At 67.6% G+C, this 13,973-nt stretch carries 18 protein-coding genes; 10 read left to right on the top strand and 8 right to left on the bottom strand.

Annotation, left to right across the window (positions count from 1 at the left end; genetic code table 11):
* Positions 1–83 precede the first annotated feature (83 nt).
* The 3 genes from HWX09_RS14425 to HWX09_RS14415 all read right to left on the bottom strand — a co-directional run bounded on the left by HWX09_RS14425 (position 84) and on the right by HWX09_RS14415 (position 1,590).
* Positions 84–344 carry a hypothetical protein gene (locus tag HWX09_RS14425; protein WP_027781707.1) on the bottom strand — a complete coding sequence of 87 codons (261 nt, stop codon included), beginning with the start codon at positions 342–344 and terminating at the stop codon, positions 84–86.
* 165 nt (positions 345–509) lie between these two features.
* Positions 510–989 (bottom strand): hypothetical protein, encoded by a 480-nt coding sequence (locus HWX09_RS14420; protein ID WP_027781708.1) that lies wholly within the window; start codon positions 987–989, stop codon positions 510–512.
* 223 nt (positions 990–1,212) lie between these two features.
* Positions 1,213–1,590, bottom strand: a complete 378-nt coding sequence (locus HWX09_RS14415; protein WP_027781709.1) for a hypothetical protein — start codon at positions 1,588–1,590, stop codon at positions 1,213–1,215.
* A gap of 495 nt (positions 1,591–2,085) precedes the next feature.
* Between HWX09_RS14415 and HWX09_RS14410 the strand changes: the two genes are divergently transcribed.
* The 3 genes from HWX09_RS14410 to HWX09_RS14400 all read left to right on the top strand — a co-directional run bounded on the left by HWX09_RS14410 (position 2,086) and on the right by HWX09_RS14400 (position 4,411).
* Positions 2,086–2,439 (top strand): DOPA 4,5-dioxygenase family protein, encoded by a 354-nt coding sequence (locus HWX09_RS14410; RefSeq protein ID WP_027781710.1) that lies wholly within the window; start codon positions 2,086–2,088, stop codon positions 2,437–2,439.
* Positions 2,440–2,558: 119 nt separating this feature from the next.
* Entirely contained in the window at positions 2,559–3,002 is a 444-nt protein-coding gene (locus HWX09_RS14405) for a nuclear transport factor 2 family protein (protein ID WP_027781711.1), read from the top strand.
* Positions 2,999–4,411 (top strand): MFS transporter, encoded by a 1,413-nt coding sequence (locus HWX09_RS14400; RefSeq protein WP_027781712.1) that lies wholly within the window; start codon positions 2,999–3,001, stop codon positions 4,409–4,411. Before HWX09_RS14405 ends, HWX09_RS14400 begins: the two co-directional genes overlap by 4 nt.
* 59 nt (positions 4,412–4,470) lie before the next feature.
* Here HWX09_RS14400 and HWX09_RS14395 read toward each other — a convergent pair whose 3' ends face one another.
* The 4 genes from HWX09_RS14395 to HWX09_RS33625 form a co-directional block, all read right to left on the bottom strand.
* On the bottom strand, positions 4,471–5,091 hold the full coding sequence (locus HWX09_RS14395) for a hemolysin III family protein (RefSeq protein ID WP_027781713.1): 621 nt from the start codon (positions 5,089–5,091) through the stop codon (positions 4,471–4,473).
* 208 nt (positions 5,092–5,299) lie between these two features.
* Complete coding sequence (locus HWX09_RS14390) at positions 5,300–5,506, bottom strand: YbdD/YjiX family protein (RefSeq protein ID WP_027781714.1); 207 nt, start codon at positions 5,504–5,506, stop codon at positions 5,300–5,302.
* A 12-nt stretch (positions 5,507–5,518) separates the two neighbouring features.
* Complete coding sequence (locus HWX09_RS14385; RefSeq protein WP_027781715.1) at positions 5,519–7,597, bottom strand: carbon starvation CstA family protein; 2,079 nt, start codon at positions 7,595–7,597, stop codon at positions 5,519–5,521.
* Positions 7,598–7,730: 133 nt separating this feature from the next.
* Entirely contained in the window at positions 7,731–7,994 is a 264-nt protein-coding gene (locus HWX09_RS33625) for a hypothetical protein (RefSeq protein ID WP_230469105.1), read from the bottom strand.
* Here HWX09_RS33625 and dapF point away from each other — a divergent pair.
* The 7 genes from dapF (at position 7,887) to HWX09_RS14350 (ending at position 13,316) form a co-directional block, all read left to right on the top strand.
* Positions 7,887–8,678, top strand: a complete 792-nt coding sequence (dapF, locus tag HWX09_RS14380) for a diaminopimelate epimerase (protein ID WP_230469048.1) — start codon at positions 7,887–7,889, stop codon at positions 8,676–8,678. The genes HWX09_RS33625 and dapF overlap by 108 nt on opposite strands.
* Positions 8,675–9,559, top strand: a complete 885-nt coding sequence (locus HWX09_RS14375) for an RNA polymerase sigma-70 factor (RefSeq protein ID WP_027781717.1) — start codon at positions 8,675–8,677, stop codon at positions 9,557–9,559. Before dapF ends, HWX09_RS14375 begins: the two co-directional genes overlap by 4 nt.
* 191 nt (positions 9,560–9,750) lie before the next feature.
* The gene (locus HWX09_RS14370; protein WP_027781718.1) at positions 9,751–10,230 is read left to right on the top strand and encodes a carboxymuconolactone decarboxylase family protein; all 480 of its coding nucleotides are present in this window, start codon (positions 9,751–9,753) and stop codon (positions 10,228–10,230) included.
* A gap of 64 nt (positions 10,231–10,294) precedes the next feature.
* The gene (locus tag HWX09_RS14365) at positions 10,295–10,699 is read left to right on the top strand and encodes a cupin domain-containing protein (RefSeq protein ID WP_027781719.1); all 405 of its coding nucleotides are present in this window, start codon (positions 10,295–10,297) and stop codon (positions 10,697–10,699) included.
* Between the two features lie 110 nt (positions 10,700–10,809).
* The gene (locus HWX09_RS14360; RefSeq protein ID WP_027781720.1) at positions 10,810–11,814 is read left to right on the top strand and encodes a LysR family transcriptional regulator; all 1,005 of its coding nucleotides are present in this window, start codon (positions 10,810–10,812) and stop codon (positions 11,812–11,814) included.
* A 205-nt stretch (positions 11,815–12,019) separates the two neighbouring features.
* A complete protein-coding gene (locus HWX09_RS14355) occupies positions 12,020–12,775 on the top strand; it encodes an SDR family oxidoreductase (RefSeq protein WP_027781721.1) in 756 nt (251 codons plus the stop codon).
* A 25-nt stretch (positions 12,776–12,800) separates the two neighbouring features.
* Entirely contained in the window at positions 12,801–13,316 is a 516-nt protein-coding gene (locus HWX09_RS14350; RefSeq protein ID WP_027781722.1) for an Ohr family peroxiredoxin, read from the top strand.
* Between the two features lie 61 nt (positions 13,317–13,377).
* On the opposite strand, the gene HWX09_RS14345 is transcribed toward HWX09_RS14350, so the two are convergent.
* A complete protein-coding gene (locus HWX09_RS14345; RefSeq protein ID WP_027781723.1) occupies positions 13,378–13,806 on the bottom strand; it encodes a PRC-barrel domain-containing protein in 429 nt (142 codons plus the stop codon).
* Positions 13,807–13,973: the final 167 nt, after the last annotated feature.

Below are 13,973 nucleotides of genomic sequence, written 5' to 3'. Positions count from 1 at the left end.
GCTCCGCGGCGCTTTTTGTTTTGATGGACGCCGTGTGACGCATCGCGCTTGCGCGCCTGCGTGCGGGGGCGGCCGTCGGTTGCCTAGCTTCGCGATTCCGCCGCGGCAATGAGTTGCCAGGCAGTCGGCCCCCGATCGAGCAGCGGGTCGGACGGCGGATCGAGATCGTGCGGATGCGCTTCCTCGGCCGGCAACGTCTGCGATTTCGCAATACCGATTTCGTCGCCGCACACGGTGCATCGATAGATGCCCGCCACCGTCACCTTGCTGCCCGGCGGCAGGTTCTCGCTGAATGCGCGGCCACTTCCGCACGTGAAGTAGCCACCGCTCCTGTATAGCGCCATCGCTCCTCCTGACTGAAATGCGCTCGCGTCGACATGCACGTTCGCCGCCAACGCGACGATGGATCGTCGTCGCCCGGACTCGCCGGGTTCCAGTCATGTCATTAGACGGTGCACGGCCGCGCGATGGAATGGGACGCGTACGAAACACGGCCCACCGGCAGCCATTCAGTGCAGAACGGCCGGCTCTTGCATCTTCGCCGCGGCCTGCGCGACCAGCCCCGGCTGTTCGGCGCAAGCAAACGTGCAGACATGACGCCACAATTCCGCCAGCCGATGCCGCGTGAGCGTCGCGACGCATGCGTCGTGCGCGGCGAGCACGCGTTCGAGCACCGCGCATTCGTCGTCGTGCAGCGTCCAGGCACCGGTTTGCGCGGCGCGCGCCACGCTCGCGTCCAGCACGCGCTCCGCGTCGACGCACAGGTCGATGGTCGCGTCGGGGGAGACCGCATCGTCGAGCGCGAGGAACACCAGATACGCGCTCGTGCGCAGCCGCATCAGCAAGGTTTCGCTACCGTGCCCGCCGCGCAGCGCGACCAGCGCCATATGGCATTTCAGCGAGATGTCGCGTGCATGCGCGGGCGGCAGCGGCAGCAGCCATTCGCGTGTCAACGGCGGATGGCGACGTCCTTTTCGGGTAGCTTTCATGATTCGCCCTCGTTCGCGGACGCGTCGTCCTCCGCCGCCCCGGGCCACCCACCGCGGCACATGACGGCGCTGCGGCCCGCGTCGCTCAATGTGTTCGCCCGGCGTCGCATGCCGTGCACATCAGCGCGCCGTCGCGCCGCACACGTCTCGGGCAGCCTGCGTATCGGCGACGCACGTAACACGCGGGACCATCGGTCGGGGCATGCCATGTTCGTCTCCTGCATCAAAACGTGTTCTCGCCCTTCAGGTAGTACGCGGTTTTCACGAAGAACGCCTTCACCGGATGGCCGCTCCGCGCGTCGCGGGCCGCCCGCGCTTGCATCGCGGCCTTGTCGTCGCGCCACCGGTCGGGTATCGGGTTGTTCACGCGCTCGAGCGCCCGCTGCATCGCGAGCGGATAGTTCTGGTTGCCGGCCGTCGTCGCGCGATAGCCGGCACGCGTCATCTGCATCAGTTGCACATTGGTTTCGGCACGCGCCGCCGCCCAGGTCAACGACGCGGCATGCGGCGTGCCGCCGGCACCGCTCGACTGCGCGAAGCTGACGGCCGGCAGCGCAGCGAGTGTGCAGGAAAGAACGGCAACGGGAACGAGGGATCGCATAATGGCCTCCAGATGGTTGTCCCCGCATCGATCCATCATCGATGCGTTGAAATCATCGTATGTCGCGCCACATGCCGCTTGAATAGCCGAATCCGCAATTATTATTTTCAGCCGCGCATTCGGTGTGCGAACGGCGCCATTCGCGAATCCCTTCGCAATGGAATTTCTTTATTTCATTCAACGATCTGATCGGATTTTTACCAGCGATCCGGTGAGATGCTCACCCCGCTCTTTCAATTTCCGAAACGACGTGTTGCCTGTTCGGTTCCGGTCAGCGCACCTGCCCACAAGGCGCCGACGTGATATCGCGCACGCGGATACCGGAATACCGCCGAAACGGCTTCATCGGATCGGCCGATTCTTCCGATATAGGACAAGTCATCGCATCGGCTTGCCGGATTGAGACACGACGCAATCGGCAAGGACGCGCGATAATCAAGCATCGGCCGTTTCGCACGGCATCTCAGGCATTCCCCTTTTTAATCGAGTCTTCCCATGGCCGCCCTCGACACTACCTCCATCGACAGCTGGCACGCGCACGTCTATTTCGATGCGGCGAGCCGCGACGCGGCCTGGGCGTTTCGCCAGGTCGTCGACGCGCGGTTCGGCGCGGTCATCGCACTCGGCCGCTTTCACGAACGCCTCGTCGGCCCGCATCCGGCCTGGTCGTACCAGATCGCGTTCGACGCCGCGCGATTCGACGACATCGTGCCGTGGCTCGTGCTGAACCACGGCGCGCTCGACATCTTCCTGCATCCGAATACCGGCGACGACCTGCGCGATCATCGCGATTCGGCGGTGTGGATCGGCAAGTCGTATGTGCTGAATCTCGACGCGCTGGCCGGCTGAGGGGCGAACGCCCGAACGCCCTTGCCGCGACGAGGCATCCACGTTTCGGGTCGACGTGAAACGTCTCGCGGCGGCGCGCCCCTACAGTGGTTTCCGTGATCCCCCTCCGGAAACCCGCCATGACACCCGCAGATACCGACGCCGACGCCGACGCCCGGCGCGTCCATCAAGACTGGCACGCGGCCGTCGGCGCGCGCGACCTCGACGCACTGATGGCGCTGTATGCCGACGACGCGGTGCTCGAAACGCCGCTCCTCGTCGCCACGCTGCCCAAGCACGGCTCGGGCGTGCTGCACGGCAAGGCCGCGATCGGCGCATTCTTCGCGGCCGGCTTGCGCAATCCGCAAAACAGGCTCGGGCGCTGGTACCGGACCGGGCTGTTCTTCTCGAACGGCCGCCAGCTCGCCTGGGAATACCCTCGCGAGACGCCGGACGGCGATCAGGTGGATCTCGTCGAAGTAATGGATCTCCGCGACGGGTTGATCGCGCATCATCGTGTGTATTGGGGATGGGTCGGCTTTCTCGCGCTGCAGGCCGCCGCGTCGGCGTCCGACCACACATGACAGCCGCCGCGCCGAACCGGTCGGCGGGCCGCCGCGTGCTCGCCACGACCTGCGTGAGCTACACGCTCGTGCTGCTCGACGCGTCCATCGTCAACGTCGCGCTCACCGACATCGCGCACACGTTCGGCAGCCACGTGGCCGGCTTGCAATGGATCGTGAACGCGTACACGCTGGCGTTCGCGAGCCTGCTGATGACGGGCGGCACGCTCGGTGACCGGCTCGGCGACCGCACCGTCTATGTCGCGGGGCTGGCGGTGTTCGTCGCCGCGTCGACGCTGTGCGGCGTCGCGCCGACTCTCGCGGCGCTTGCCGCCGCCCGTGCACTGCAAGGCGTCGGCAGCGCGATGCTGGTGCCCTGCTCGCTCGCGCTGATCAACCGCACCTTCCCCGAACCGGCCGCGCGCGCGTCGGCGATCAGCGTGTGGATGGGTTGCGGCGGCATTGCGATGGCGTCGGGCCCGCTGATCGGCGGCCTGCTGATCCATCTGTTCGGGTGGCGGAGCCTCTTCTTCGTGAACCTGCCGCTCGGGCTCGCCGGCATCTGGCTCGGCCGCACGGTCGCACGCGCCGCCGTCGACGTCGACGCATCGCGGCATGTCGATTGGGGCGGTCAGGCGGCGGCCATCGTCGCGATCGCGGCGCTGATCGGCACGCTGATCGAAGGCCCGTCGCTCGGCTGGCGCTCGGCGCCGATCGTCGGCGGCGCGGTGACGAGCGTCGTCGCGTGGATCGCGTTCATCGCGATCGAAGCGCGGCGCCGCGAGCCGATGCTGCCGCTCGCATTCTTCCGCAATCGGCTGTTCGCGGGATCGACGTTCGTGTCGATGGCATCGGCATTCGTGTTCTACGGATTGCTGTTCGTGCTCAGCCTGTTCTATCGGCAGATTCGCGGCGCCAGCCCGCTCGACACGGGGCTCGCGTTCCTGCCGATGACCGCGATGGTCGCGCTCGGCGGGCTGTGCTCGGGGCGGGTCGTGGCGCGCTTCGGCGCGCGCGGAACGATGTGTGCGGCGTTCGGGCTCTATGCGGCCGGCGCGCTCGGCATGACGAGCATGGGTGCGACGACACCCGCGTGGCTCGCCGTCGCGCCGATGCTCGCGATCGGCTTCGCATCGGGGTTCATCTCGCCGGCCGCGACGTCGCCGGCGCTCGGGACGGTCGACCGGCGCCGCGCCGGCGTGGCGGCGGCCGCGCTGAACGCAGCGCGGCAGAGCGGGTCGGCGCTCGGGGTGGCGATCTTCGGTGCGTGCATCGCGACGCTGCAGCCGTTTCCGGCCGCCATGCGGGCGGCGCTGGGCATGGCGACCGGCGTGTCCGCGCTCGCCGCGGCGACGTGGTGGATCACGGCTCGGGCGACATCGGCAACCGGCGACCCGGACGCGCACCTGCAGGCCGCCACGCGCCGGTAGCGAATGCGTCGGCAGACGCGCGCATGGCGCGTCGTCAGAGGGTCAACGCCGCATTCCCTTCACGCGACATACATCGCCACACTGACGAACTGGCACAGGCTGCCGGCCAGCACGAACAGATGCCAGATGCCGTGCCCGTGGCGAATGCGTTCGTCGTTGATGAAGAAGTAGATCCCCGCGCTGTAGATCACGCCGCCGGCCACGAGCCATGCGGTGCCGGTCGGGGGCAGCGCATGGATCAGCGGCCGCACGGCGACGAGCGCGAGCCAGCCCATCAGCACGTACAGGATCATCGACAGCAGGCGCGTACGGCGCCCGAGCGTGAGCTCCTGCACGATGCCGAACACGGCGAGCCCCCAGCTCACGCCGAACAGCGACCAGCCCCACGGGCCGCGCAGCGTGACCAGCGTGAACGGCGTGTAGCTGCCGGCGATCAGCAGGTAGATCGCCGAATGGTCGCATTTTTGCAGGATCGCCTTCAGGCGCGGGTTGCGCACGCTGTGATACGCCGTCGAGATCGCGTAGAGCAGGATCAGCATCGCGCCGTACACGCTGAAGCTCACCACCTTGTACGGATCGCCTTCGAGCGCGCCCATCGTCACGAGCGCGACGAGACCTGCCACCGACAGCACCGCGCCGACGAGATGGGAAATGCTGTTGAAACGCTCACCGACATGCACGACGTGTTCTCCTGCGGTCCATCGGGAAAAGAAATAGCCCTCATGATACCGGCGGCCGGATGCGGCCGTGCCGCGCCTGGGCAAACGGCGCGCGGGCGCCGCGCGATGCGCGCGGCCGGCCCGCCAAAGAAAAAGCGCCGCGATGGCCATCGCGGCGCTTTCCGTTTCGATACCGAACCGATTCGTCAGTTCATTGCGACGGCCCGGTTCAGCAACACTTCCCTGCTCCCGACCCGTACCGCGCATTCTGACGCTCGCGGAAGAATTCCTCGTACGTCATCGGCTCGCGGTCCGGATGGGTTTCGCGCATGTGCGCGACGTAGGTATCGTAGTCGGGCAGGCCGACCATCAGCCGCAACGCCTGCCCGAGGTAACGCCCCGCGCTGCGCAGGTCGCTGCCAAGATCGGTGAACATCGCGGCCTCCCCTTAACGTCCGCTGCCGAGCGCCTGCGCGGCCGGCATCGCTTCGTACGGCGTCTCGCGCACGGTCGGCTTCGACTCGCGGCGCGCGCGCAGCACGGCGATCACGCCGTACACCGCGATCGCCACGACGACGAAGATAAACAGCCCGGCCAGCGCCGCATCGATGTAGTCGTTGAAGATGATGCGCTTCATCTGCGCGATCGACTTCGCCGGCGCGAGCACCTTGCCTTCGTCCACCGCGGCCTGCAGCTTCGCGGCATGCGCGAGGAAGCTGACCTTCGGGTTCGCGTCGAAAATCTTCTGCCAGCCGGCCGTCAGCGTGCAGATCAGCAGCCACACGGTCGGCACGATCGTCACCCACGCATAGCGCTCGCGCTTCATCTTGAACAGCACGACGGTGCCGAGCACCAGCGCGATCGCGGCGAGCATCTGGTTCGAGATGCCGAACAGCGGCCACAGCGTGTTGATGCCACCGAGCGGATCGACCACGCCCTGGTACAGGAAGTAGCCCCACGCGGCCACGCACAGCGCGGTGGCGACGAGGTTCGCGGGCAGCGACTCGGTGCGCTTGAGCGCCGGGTGGAACGTGCCGAGCAGATCCTGCAGCATGAAGCGGCCCGCGCGCGTGCCTGCATCGACGGCCGTCAGGATGAACAGCGCCTCGAACAGGATCGCGAAGTGATACCAGAACGCCATCATCGCTTCGCCGCCGATCACCTGATGCAGGATGTGCGCCATGCCGACGGCCAGCGTCGGCGCGCCGCCCGCGCGCGCGATGATCGTCGTTTCGCCGACGGCCTTCGCGGTCTGCGTGAGCATGTCGGGCGTCAGCACGAAGCCCCATTGCGTGACGGTGTTCGCGACGGCTTCCGGCGTCGAGCCGAGCACGGCGGCCGGTGCGTTCATCGCGAAGTAGATGCCCGGCTCGATCACGCACGCGGCGACCAGCGCCATGATCGCGACGAACGATTCCATCAGCATCGCCCCATAACCGATGAAGCGCGCGTTGGTTTCGTTGTCGATCAGTTTCGGCGTCGTGCCCGACGAGATCAGCGCGTGGAAGCCCGACACCGCGCCGCACGCGATCGTGATGAACAGGAACGGGAACAGGTTGCCCGACCACACCGGACCCGTGCCGTCAACGAACTTCGTCAGCGCGGGCATCTTCAGTTCCGGCGCGACGACCAGGATGCCGATCGCGAGGCCGAGGATCGTGCCGATCTTCAGGAACGTCGACAGATAGTCGCGCGGCGCGAGCAGCAGCCACACCGGCAGCACCGACGCGACGAAGCCGTAGCCGATCAGGATCCACGTGAGCTGCGTGCCGTTGAACGTGAACCATGCGGCGAGCGCCGGCGAGTCGTGCACGGTCTGGCCGAACGCGATCGACGCCATCAGCAGCACGAAGCCGATGATCGATACTTCGCCGATGCGGCCCGGGCGGATGTAGCGCGTATAGATGCCCATGAACAGCGCGATCGGAATCGTCGCGGCGACGGTGAACGTGCCCCACGGCGAATTGGTCAGCGCCTTCACGACGATCAGCGCGAGCACCGCGAGGATGATCACCATGATCAGGAACGCGCCGAACAGTGCGATCACGCCGGGCACCGTGCCGAGCTCCATCTTGACGAGGTCGCCGAGCGAACGGCCGTCGCGGCGCGTCGAGATGAACAGCACGATGAAGTCCTGCACCGCGCCGGCGAACACGACGCCGGCCAGGATCCACAGCATGCCGGGCGTGTAGCCCATCTGCGCGGCGAGCACGGGGCCGACGAGCGGCCCGGCGCCGGCGATCGCGGCGAAGTGATGGCCGAACAGCACGTACTTGTTGGTCGGCACGTAGTCGAGGCCGTCGTTGTACTTGACCGCCGGCGTCATCCGCAGCCCGTCGAGCTGCATGACCTTGCTGGCGATGAAACGGCTGTAGAAGCGATACGCGATCAGATACACGCAGACTGCGGCGATCACGATCCAGAGGGCACTGACGCGCTCGCCGTGCGCGAGTGCGATCGTGCCGAATGCGAACGCGCCGAGCAGCGCGACCGCGATCCAGAGCAGGGTACTGGAAGCCCGATTCATGGCGTCTCCTGGTCTCCAATGTGTTTTTGAGTGGATGCGGCGAAGGGCCGAACCCGCGTGACGTCGATGCGTCGAACCGCGTCTCGTGGAAGCCGCGGCGGTGGGCCGTAGTATTCCGCGCGACGGGGGAGGCTTACAAGCGCACAACTACGTACGATGAGCTACGTAGAATTACGTAGATGCCTGTCGCCTGCACGCCATCAGGCCGCGATTGCTCGCGATCGGCGAGCCACGTACAGTATTCGCCTGCCTCCATTCCGGAACCGCCATGCCGATCGGATTTCAAAAGATGAACGCGAATGGCGATGACTTCGTCATCGTCGACCTGCGCGGTCGGGAAAGCGATCCAGCGTTGCGCATCGATCGCGATCTCGTGCGGCGCATGGGCGATCGGCATCGCGGCATCGGCTTCAACCAGCTCGCGGTTGTGTCGGACTGTGACGAGGCAGCCGCGCGCGTCGCGTTCTGGAATCCCGACGGCTCGGCGCTCGATACCTGCGGCAGCGCGACGCGCGGCGTCGCATGGAAGCTGATGCGGGAAACCGGTGCGGCGTCGGTCGTGCTGCGCACGAATCGCGGGCGGCTGCACTGTGCGCAGCAGGCGGACGGGCTGATCACCGTCGAGATGGGCGCGCCGGGGCTCGACTGGCAGGACGTGCCGGTCGCGGAAGCCGTCGACACGCTCGCGCTGCCGCTGCCCGGTGCGCCGGCCGCATGCAGCATGGGCAATCCGCACTGCACGTTCTTCGTCGACGATGTCGCCGCGCTCGACATCGAAGCGCTCGGCCCGGCGATCGAAGCGCATCCGCTGTTTCCGCTGAAGACCAACGTCCATTTCGTGCAGGTCGTCAGCCGCACGCACATTCGTCTACGTATCTGGGAACGCGGCGGCGGCGTGCCGCTCGGCTCCGGCTCGTGTTCGTGCGGCGCGGTGGTCAACGGCATCGGGCGCGGGCTGCTCGACGACACCGTGCGGGTGACGTGCGATGGCGGCGACGTCATCGTTCGATGGGACGGCGCCGGCAGCGCGTTCCTGAGCGGGCCCGTGACGTTCGGGTTCAGCGGAGTATGGCTGCGATGACCAACGACGCACAAATTTTCCACGCGCTGCGCCCGCGCCTGCAGAAGATCGCGTACCGGATGCTCGGCTCCGTCGCGGATGCCGAGGACATCGTGCAGGACGTGTGGCTGCGCTGGCACGACGCGGCGCGCGACAGCATCGAGAACGCCGAGGCGTGGCTCGTCGCGGTCACGACGCGGACGTCGATCGATCGCCTGCGCGCGGCGAAGCTCCGGCGCGAGCACTATGCGGGTATCTGGCTGCCCGAACCGGAGCTCGGCGAATCGCCCGCGACGCCCGAGGAAATGACGGAGCGCGCGAACGACGTGTCGGTTGCGTACCTGCTGTTGCTCGAACGGCTGACGCCGGAAGCGCGCGCGGCGTTCCTGCTGCATGAAGTCTTCGAGTTCGACTACGACCGGATCGCCGACGCGATCGGCAAGACCGAAGCCGCGTGCCGGCAGCTCGTCAGCCGGGCCCGGGCGCGGCTGCGCGACGATACCCTGCCGCGGCACGCGGTGCCGCACGAAACGCATCGCCGGCTGCTGAAGACGTTCACGCAGGCGCTGGCGCAAGGCGACTTCCCGTCGATCCAGGCGCTGCTCGCCGAAGACGCAATACTGATCGGCGACGGCGGCGGTCACGTCCAGAGCTTCCCGAAACCGATGGTCGGCGGCCGGCGGATCGCTCAACTGTTCTATGCGACGTGGTTGCGGTGCGGCAGCGGTGTCGAGATGCGGCCGGTCGTGCTGAACGGCCAGTGGGCGATGCTGCGCTTCATCGGCGGACAACTCGAAGCGGCGATGTCGTTCGAGACCGACGGTACGTGCATCGGCCGGATTCTCGTGCAGCGCAACCCCGACAAGCTCGCCCGGATCGCGACCGCCTGCGCGGCCGGCTGACGCGCGCATCGCACGCCGGCGCCGGCCGCGGCCGCGGTCGGGCGCGGATTGGTGCAGCGCGCGCAACACGATGCGTCCCTGTGCGTGGCTACCGCGCACCGGCGCACACTCCTAAGATGATTTCGCGCGGCGCCCTGCCGCCCACGACACCCGCGCAGCGCGGGCCAGCCTCTTCGTCGCCAGGAGAAATCATGACGCAGCGTATCAACTACATTCAACAGTCGCCCGAGCTGTTCCGGAAATTCCTCGAACTCAGCAACCAGCTGCGCAGCAGCGCGATCGAGGAATCGATCCGGGATCTCGTGTCGCTCCGGGCGTCCCAGATCAACGGCTGCGCGTTCTGCGTCGACATGCACGTGAAGGAAGCGCGCATCCACGGCGAGCGCGAGCTGCGCCTGCACCATCTGGCGGCGTGGCGCGAATCGACGCTCTTCTCGCCGCGCGAGCGGGCCGCGCTCGCATGGACCGAAGCGCTGACGACACTGGCCGCGCACGGCGTGCCGGACGATCTCTACGACCGCGTGCGCGGCCAGTTCTCCGAAAAGGAATTGTCGGACCTGACGTTCGAAGTGATGGCGATCAACGGCTGGAACCGCGCGAACGTCGCGTTCCGGACCGTGCCGGGGTCGTCCGACAAGGCGTTCGGCCTCGACAAGGCGAACCTCGCCTGACGACCGCCCACCGCCCTCCCTTCGCTGCCGGCCGTCGGCCGGCGGCCCACCGGAAGCCACCACCATGATTCGCATGAAACACGTGATCGCGTCCGCGCTCGTCGTCGCGGGCGCCGCGATCGGCGCCGTTCGCGCGGCGCCCTCGGCCGTCGTCACGCCGCTGATGACGAAGCCGCTCGACGCATACCCGGGCAAGGAAGCGCTGATGATCTCGGTCGAGTATCCGCCCGGCGCGGTCGACCCCGTCCACCGCCACCACGCCGAAGCGTTCGTCTACGTGGTCGAGGGTTCGATCGTGATGCAGGTGAAGGGCGGCGAGCCCGTCACGCTGAAGCCGGGCGAGACCTTCTACGAGGGCCCGAACGACCTGCACACGGTTGGACGCAACGCGAGCCGGACCCGGCCCGCGAAGTTCATCGTGCTGCTGTTGAAGGACAAGGGCGCGCCCGTGCTCGTGCCGGAAAAATAGCCGGCCCGCACGCCGCCCACGCCTTTTTTGAAAAAATGCGGCGGGCGGTGTCACAGGCGGCAGCGCTGAAACGTCTAGTCGCATACGGACACTACGATTCCAGCGCCCCCATGCCCGACACCTCCATTCGCCGCCCCGATGCCGACGATCCGTTCGCGCGCAGTTTTTCGACCTGCTATGCCGGCGTGGTCACCTTTCTGGCCGTCGTCACCGAGGGCAGCTTCGCGCGCGCCGCCGATCGCCTCGGCGTCGGACGCTCGTCCGTCAGCCGCCACGTGCAACGGCTCGAGGACCGGCTCGACGCACGCCTGTTCCAGCGCACGACCCGCAGCATGTCGCTGACGCGCGAGGGCGAGCTCTTCTACGAAAACTGCCGGCCCGGCATCGAGCATCTGGCGCAGGCGCTCGACGACATGCGCGAGCTGCGCAGCGGGCCGCCGAGCGGGCACCTGCGCATCGGCTCGACGCCGGGCTTCGGCCGCAAGGTCATCGCGCCGCTGCTGCGCGATTTCCATGCGCAATATCCGGACATCACGCTCGACCTGCTGTTGAACGACCGGCCGGCCGACTTCTCCGCCGATCGCATCGACGTCGCGTTTCGCGACGGCCGCATGGAGGACAGCGCGATCGTCGCGCGCCGGCTGATTCCGATGCAGATGATCGTCTGTGCGTCGCCGTCGTACGCGCACCGGTACGGCTTGCCGCGCCACGTCGACGACCTCGCCCGGCATCGCTGCATCAACCTGTGCACCGCGTCGGGCCGCGTGACGGAATGGGAATTCAGGATCGACGGACTGACGCAGCAGCGCCAGCTCGCCGCGCATCACACGTTCAACGACATCGATCTCGTCGTGCGCGCGGCGCTCGACGGGCTCGGCATCGCGCAACTGCCCGCGTACCAGGTGTGCGACCTGCTCGCCGACGGTCGGCTGGTGAGCTGTCTCGGCCAGCACGCGCCGGACGACGGCGGCCACTATCTCTGCTACCTGAGCCGCAAGCACCTGCCCACGCGCATCCGCGTGTTCATCGACTACATGATCGAACAGACGCGTGCGCGCGACCTGCAGTGCCTGACCACGATGACGACGATGGCGCCGCTGGAGACGGTCGATTGATGCATTCGCGGCAACATGGTGAGGGCTTGCAGGCCTCTACCGGATCACGCGACGCACGCCTACGATGCGGGCTGTTCGATAGACACGCGAATACGGCGCCGTTCGGCAAGGTACGGGCCCGATCGCGCGAGCGCGATGAGCGCCGGTTTCGGCAGGTTCAGTTAAAGCGGCGCGCATGTCGCGCGCCCGTTCAAGGAGAGCAATCGTGAAGATCGTCGTGATTGGTGGTACCGGCCTGATCGGCAGCAAGGTCGTCAGGAACCTGATCGCACGCGGCCACGACGCGGTGGCGGCCGCGCCGTCGACCGGCGTCGATACGATCACGGGCAAGGGACTGGACGACGCGCTCGCCGGCGCGGACGTCGTCGTCGATCTCGCGAATTCCCCGTCGTTCGAGGAAGCGGCCGTGAAGGCATTCTTCGAGGCGTCGGGGCGCAACCTGTTCGCCGCGGAGCGCGCGGCCGGCGTGCGCCATCACGTCGCGCTGTCGGTGGTCGGCACCGACCGGCTGCAGCAGAGCGCGTATTTCCGCGGCAAGATCATTCAGGAAAACCTGATCCGCGAAGCAGGCGTGCCGTACACGATCGTGCGCTCGACGCAGTTCTTCGAATTCGTCGGGGCGATCGCGCAGGCCGGCGCGCAAGGCGATACGATCCGGTTGAGCACCGCGCACTTCCAGCCGATCGCATCGGACGACGTCGCGGCCGCCGTGACCGACTTCGCGCTCGACGCGCCGCGCAACGGCATCGCCGAAATCGGCGGCCCCGAGCGCGTGCGGATCGCGGATCTGGTCGAGCGGTTCCTGTCGGCCACGCACGACGCGCGTACGGTGACGCCCGATGCGGGCGCCGACTACTTCGGCGCGGTGCTGCAGGACGACACGCTCGTGCCGGCGCCCGGTGCACGGCTCGGCGCGACGACCTTCGACGCGTGGTTCCGGCAGAACGCGCTCGTGCGCTGAACGCCGCAGCCGGATCACGCACGCCATGACGCCGCTGCACCCGCCGCCGCTGTCGCTGCTCGACCGGTATCGCGGCCGGGAACCGCAGACGCTGTACTCGACGACCGTGACCGTCACGGGCGGGGCGGCGGAGCACGGCCGCGCATCGGGCGTCGCGCGTTCCGACGACGGGTGCCTGGATGTCGAGCTCCGCCTGCCCGCCGCGCTGGGCGGGCCCGGCGACGGCCCGAACCCGGAGCAGTTGTTCGCCGCCAGCTATGCGGCGTGCTTTCACGGCGCGCTGAGCCTGCTGGCTGCACGGGCGGGCGTGTCGGTCGCCGGCGCGTCGGTAGCCGCATCGATCGACTTCTGTCGCGATCCGGTGGACGGGCTGTTCATGCTGAACGCGAACATTCGCGTACGGCTGCCGGGCGTCGAACGCGCGGTGGCGGAAGAGCTCGTTCGCAATACGGAGCGTTTCTGTCCGTATACGAAGATGGCGCATGAAGGGATTCGCCACATCGTCGCGCTCGCGCCGGCGGACGACACATCGAAGCGTTGAGCGAAAATGACAATGCGGCGCCCGCCGCATCGCGCAACGGGCGCCGCATCGATACGACGGATCAGTGCTTTTCGTCGAGCTTCTTCGGCTTCGGCGGCGACGGCACCTTCGCGTACTGGAACGCCGGCGTGGCCTTCAGCGCATCCTTGGTCGCACCGGGCAAATAGATGTTGCCGTTGCGCACGTCGAGCGATGCGATCGGCACCGCGACGTCGTGCGCGGCCACGCCGAGGAAGCCGCCGGCCGACACGATCGCGGCCGACACCGAGCCGTCCGGCGCGACGATCAGGTCGCGCACCTTGCCGACTTTCTGGTTCTCGTCGTTGTACACGGTCTTGCCGAGCACGCTCTTCTTCACGCTCCAGCCTTCGAGCAGCGCCTGCGATTGCTCGACGGTCACGCTGATCGGCTGCGCGCCCGCGATCTGCGCGTGCGCGCTGACGCTCGAGGCGAGAACGGTTGCTGCGAGAAGGGTCTTGTAGAACTTCATGTGGAATGCACTCCGGTTCGGTTGTTGTTGATTTCGGGAGCGAAGCGACGCAGGCGCAACGGCTGATCGGTGAGCGCCCCGCGGATGGCCGCCCCGCGGATGGCCGCCCCACGGATGGCCGCCCCGCGCTTCGTCGGTCGCGTGGCGGACGGCCGCGCCGCCACGGC

The organism is Burkholderia sp. BCC1208 (assembly GCF_902833095.1).
Lineage (GTDB): Bacteria > Pseudomonadota > Gammaproteobacteria > Burkholderiales > Burkholderiaceae > Burkholderia.
The sequence above is the reverse complement of the archived record's forward strand: the minus strand, read 5'-3'. Positions and strand labels throughout refer to the sequence as shown.

Coding starts and splice junctions, on each gene's coding strand:
- HWX09_RS14425 (WP_027781707.1), bottom strand. CDS start 344: ATGGCGCTATACAGGAGCGGTGGCTACTTCACGTGCGGAAGTGGCCGC.
- HWX09_RS14365 (WP_027781719.1), top strand. CDS start 10,295: ATGATTCGCATGAAACACGTGATCGCGTCCGCGCTCGTCGTCGCGGGC.
- HWX09_RS14350 (WP_027781722.1), top strand. CDS start 12,801: ATGACGCCGCTGCACCCGCCGCCGCTGTCGCTGCTCGACCGGTATCGC.
- HWX09_RS14390 (WP_027781714.1), bottom strand. CDS start 5,506: ATGTTCACCGATCTTGGCAGCGACCTGCGCAGCGCGGGGCGTTACCTC.
- HWX09_RS14400 (WP_027781712.1), top strand. CDS start 2,999: ATGACAGCCGCCGCGCCGAACCGGTCGGCGGGCCGCCGCGTGCTCGCC.
- dapF (WP_230469048.1), top strand. CDS start 7,887: ATGAACGCGAATGGCGATGACTTCGTCATCGTCGACCTGCGCGGTCGG.
- HWX09_RS14385 (WP_027781715.1), bottom strand. CDS start 7,597: ATGAATCGGGCTTCCAGTACCCTGCTCTGGATCGCGGTCGCGCTGCTC.
- HWX09_RS14405 (WP_027781711.1), top strand. CDS start 2,559: ATGACACCCGCAGATACCGACGCCGACGCCGACGCCCGGCGCGTCCAT.
- HWX09_RS14370 (WP_027781718.1), top strand. CDS start 9,751: ATGACGCAGCGTATCAACTACATTCAACAGTCGCCCGAGCTGTTCCGG.
- HWX09_RS14345 (WP_027781723.1), bottom strand. CDS start 13,806: ATGAAGTTCTACAAGACCCTTCTCGCAGCAACCGTTCTCGCCTCGAGC.
- HWX09_RS14420 (WP_027781708.1), bottom strand. CDS start 989: ATGAAAGCTACCCGAAAAGGACGTCGCCATCCGCCGTTGACACGCGAA.
- HWX09_RS14415 (WP_027781709.1), bottom strand. CDS start 1,590: ATGCGATCCCTCGTTCCCGTTGCCGTTCTTTCCTGCACACTCGCTGCG.
- HWX09_RS14360 (WP_027781720.1), top strand. CDS start 10,810: ATGCCCGACACCTCCATTCGCCGCCCCGATGCCGACGATCCGTTCGCG.
- HWX09_RS14410 (WP_027781710.1), top strand. CDS start 2,086: ATGGCCGCCCTCGACACTACCTCCATCGACAGCTGGCACGCGCACGTC.
- HWX09_RS14375 (WP_027781717.1), top strand. CDS start 8,675: ATGACCAACGACGCACAAATTTTCCACGCGCTGCGCCCGCGCCTGCAG.
- HWX09_RS33625 (WP_230469105.1), bottom strand. CDS start 7,994: ATGCCGATCGCCCATGCGCCGCACGAGATCGCGATCGATGCGCAACGC.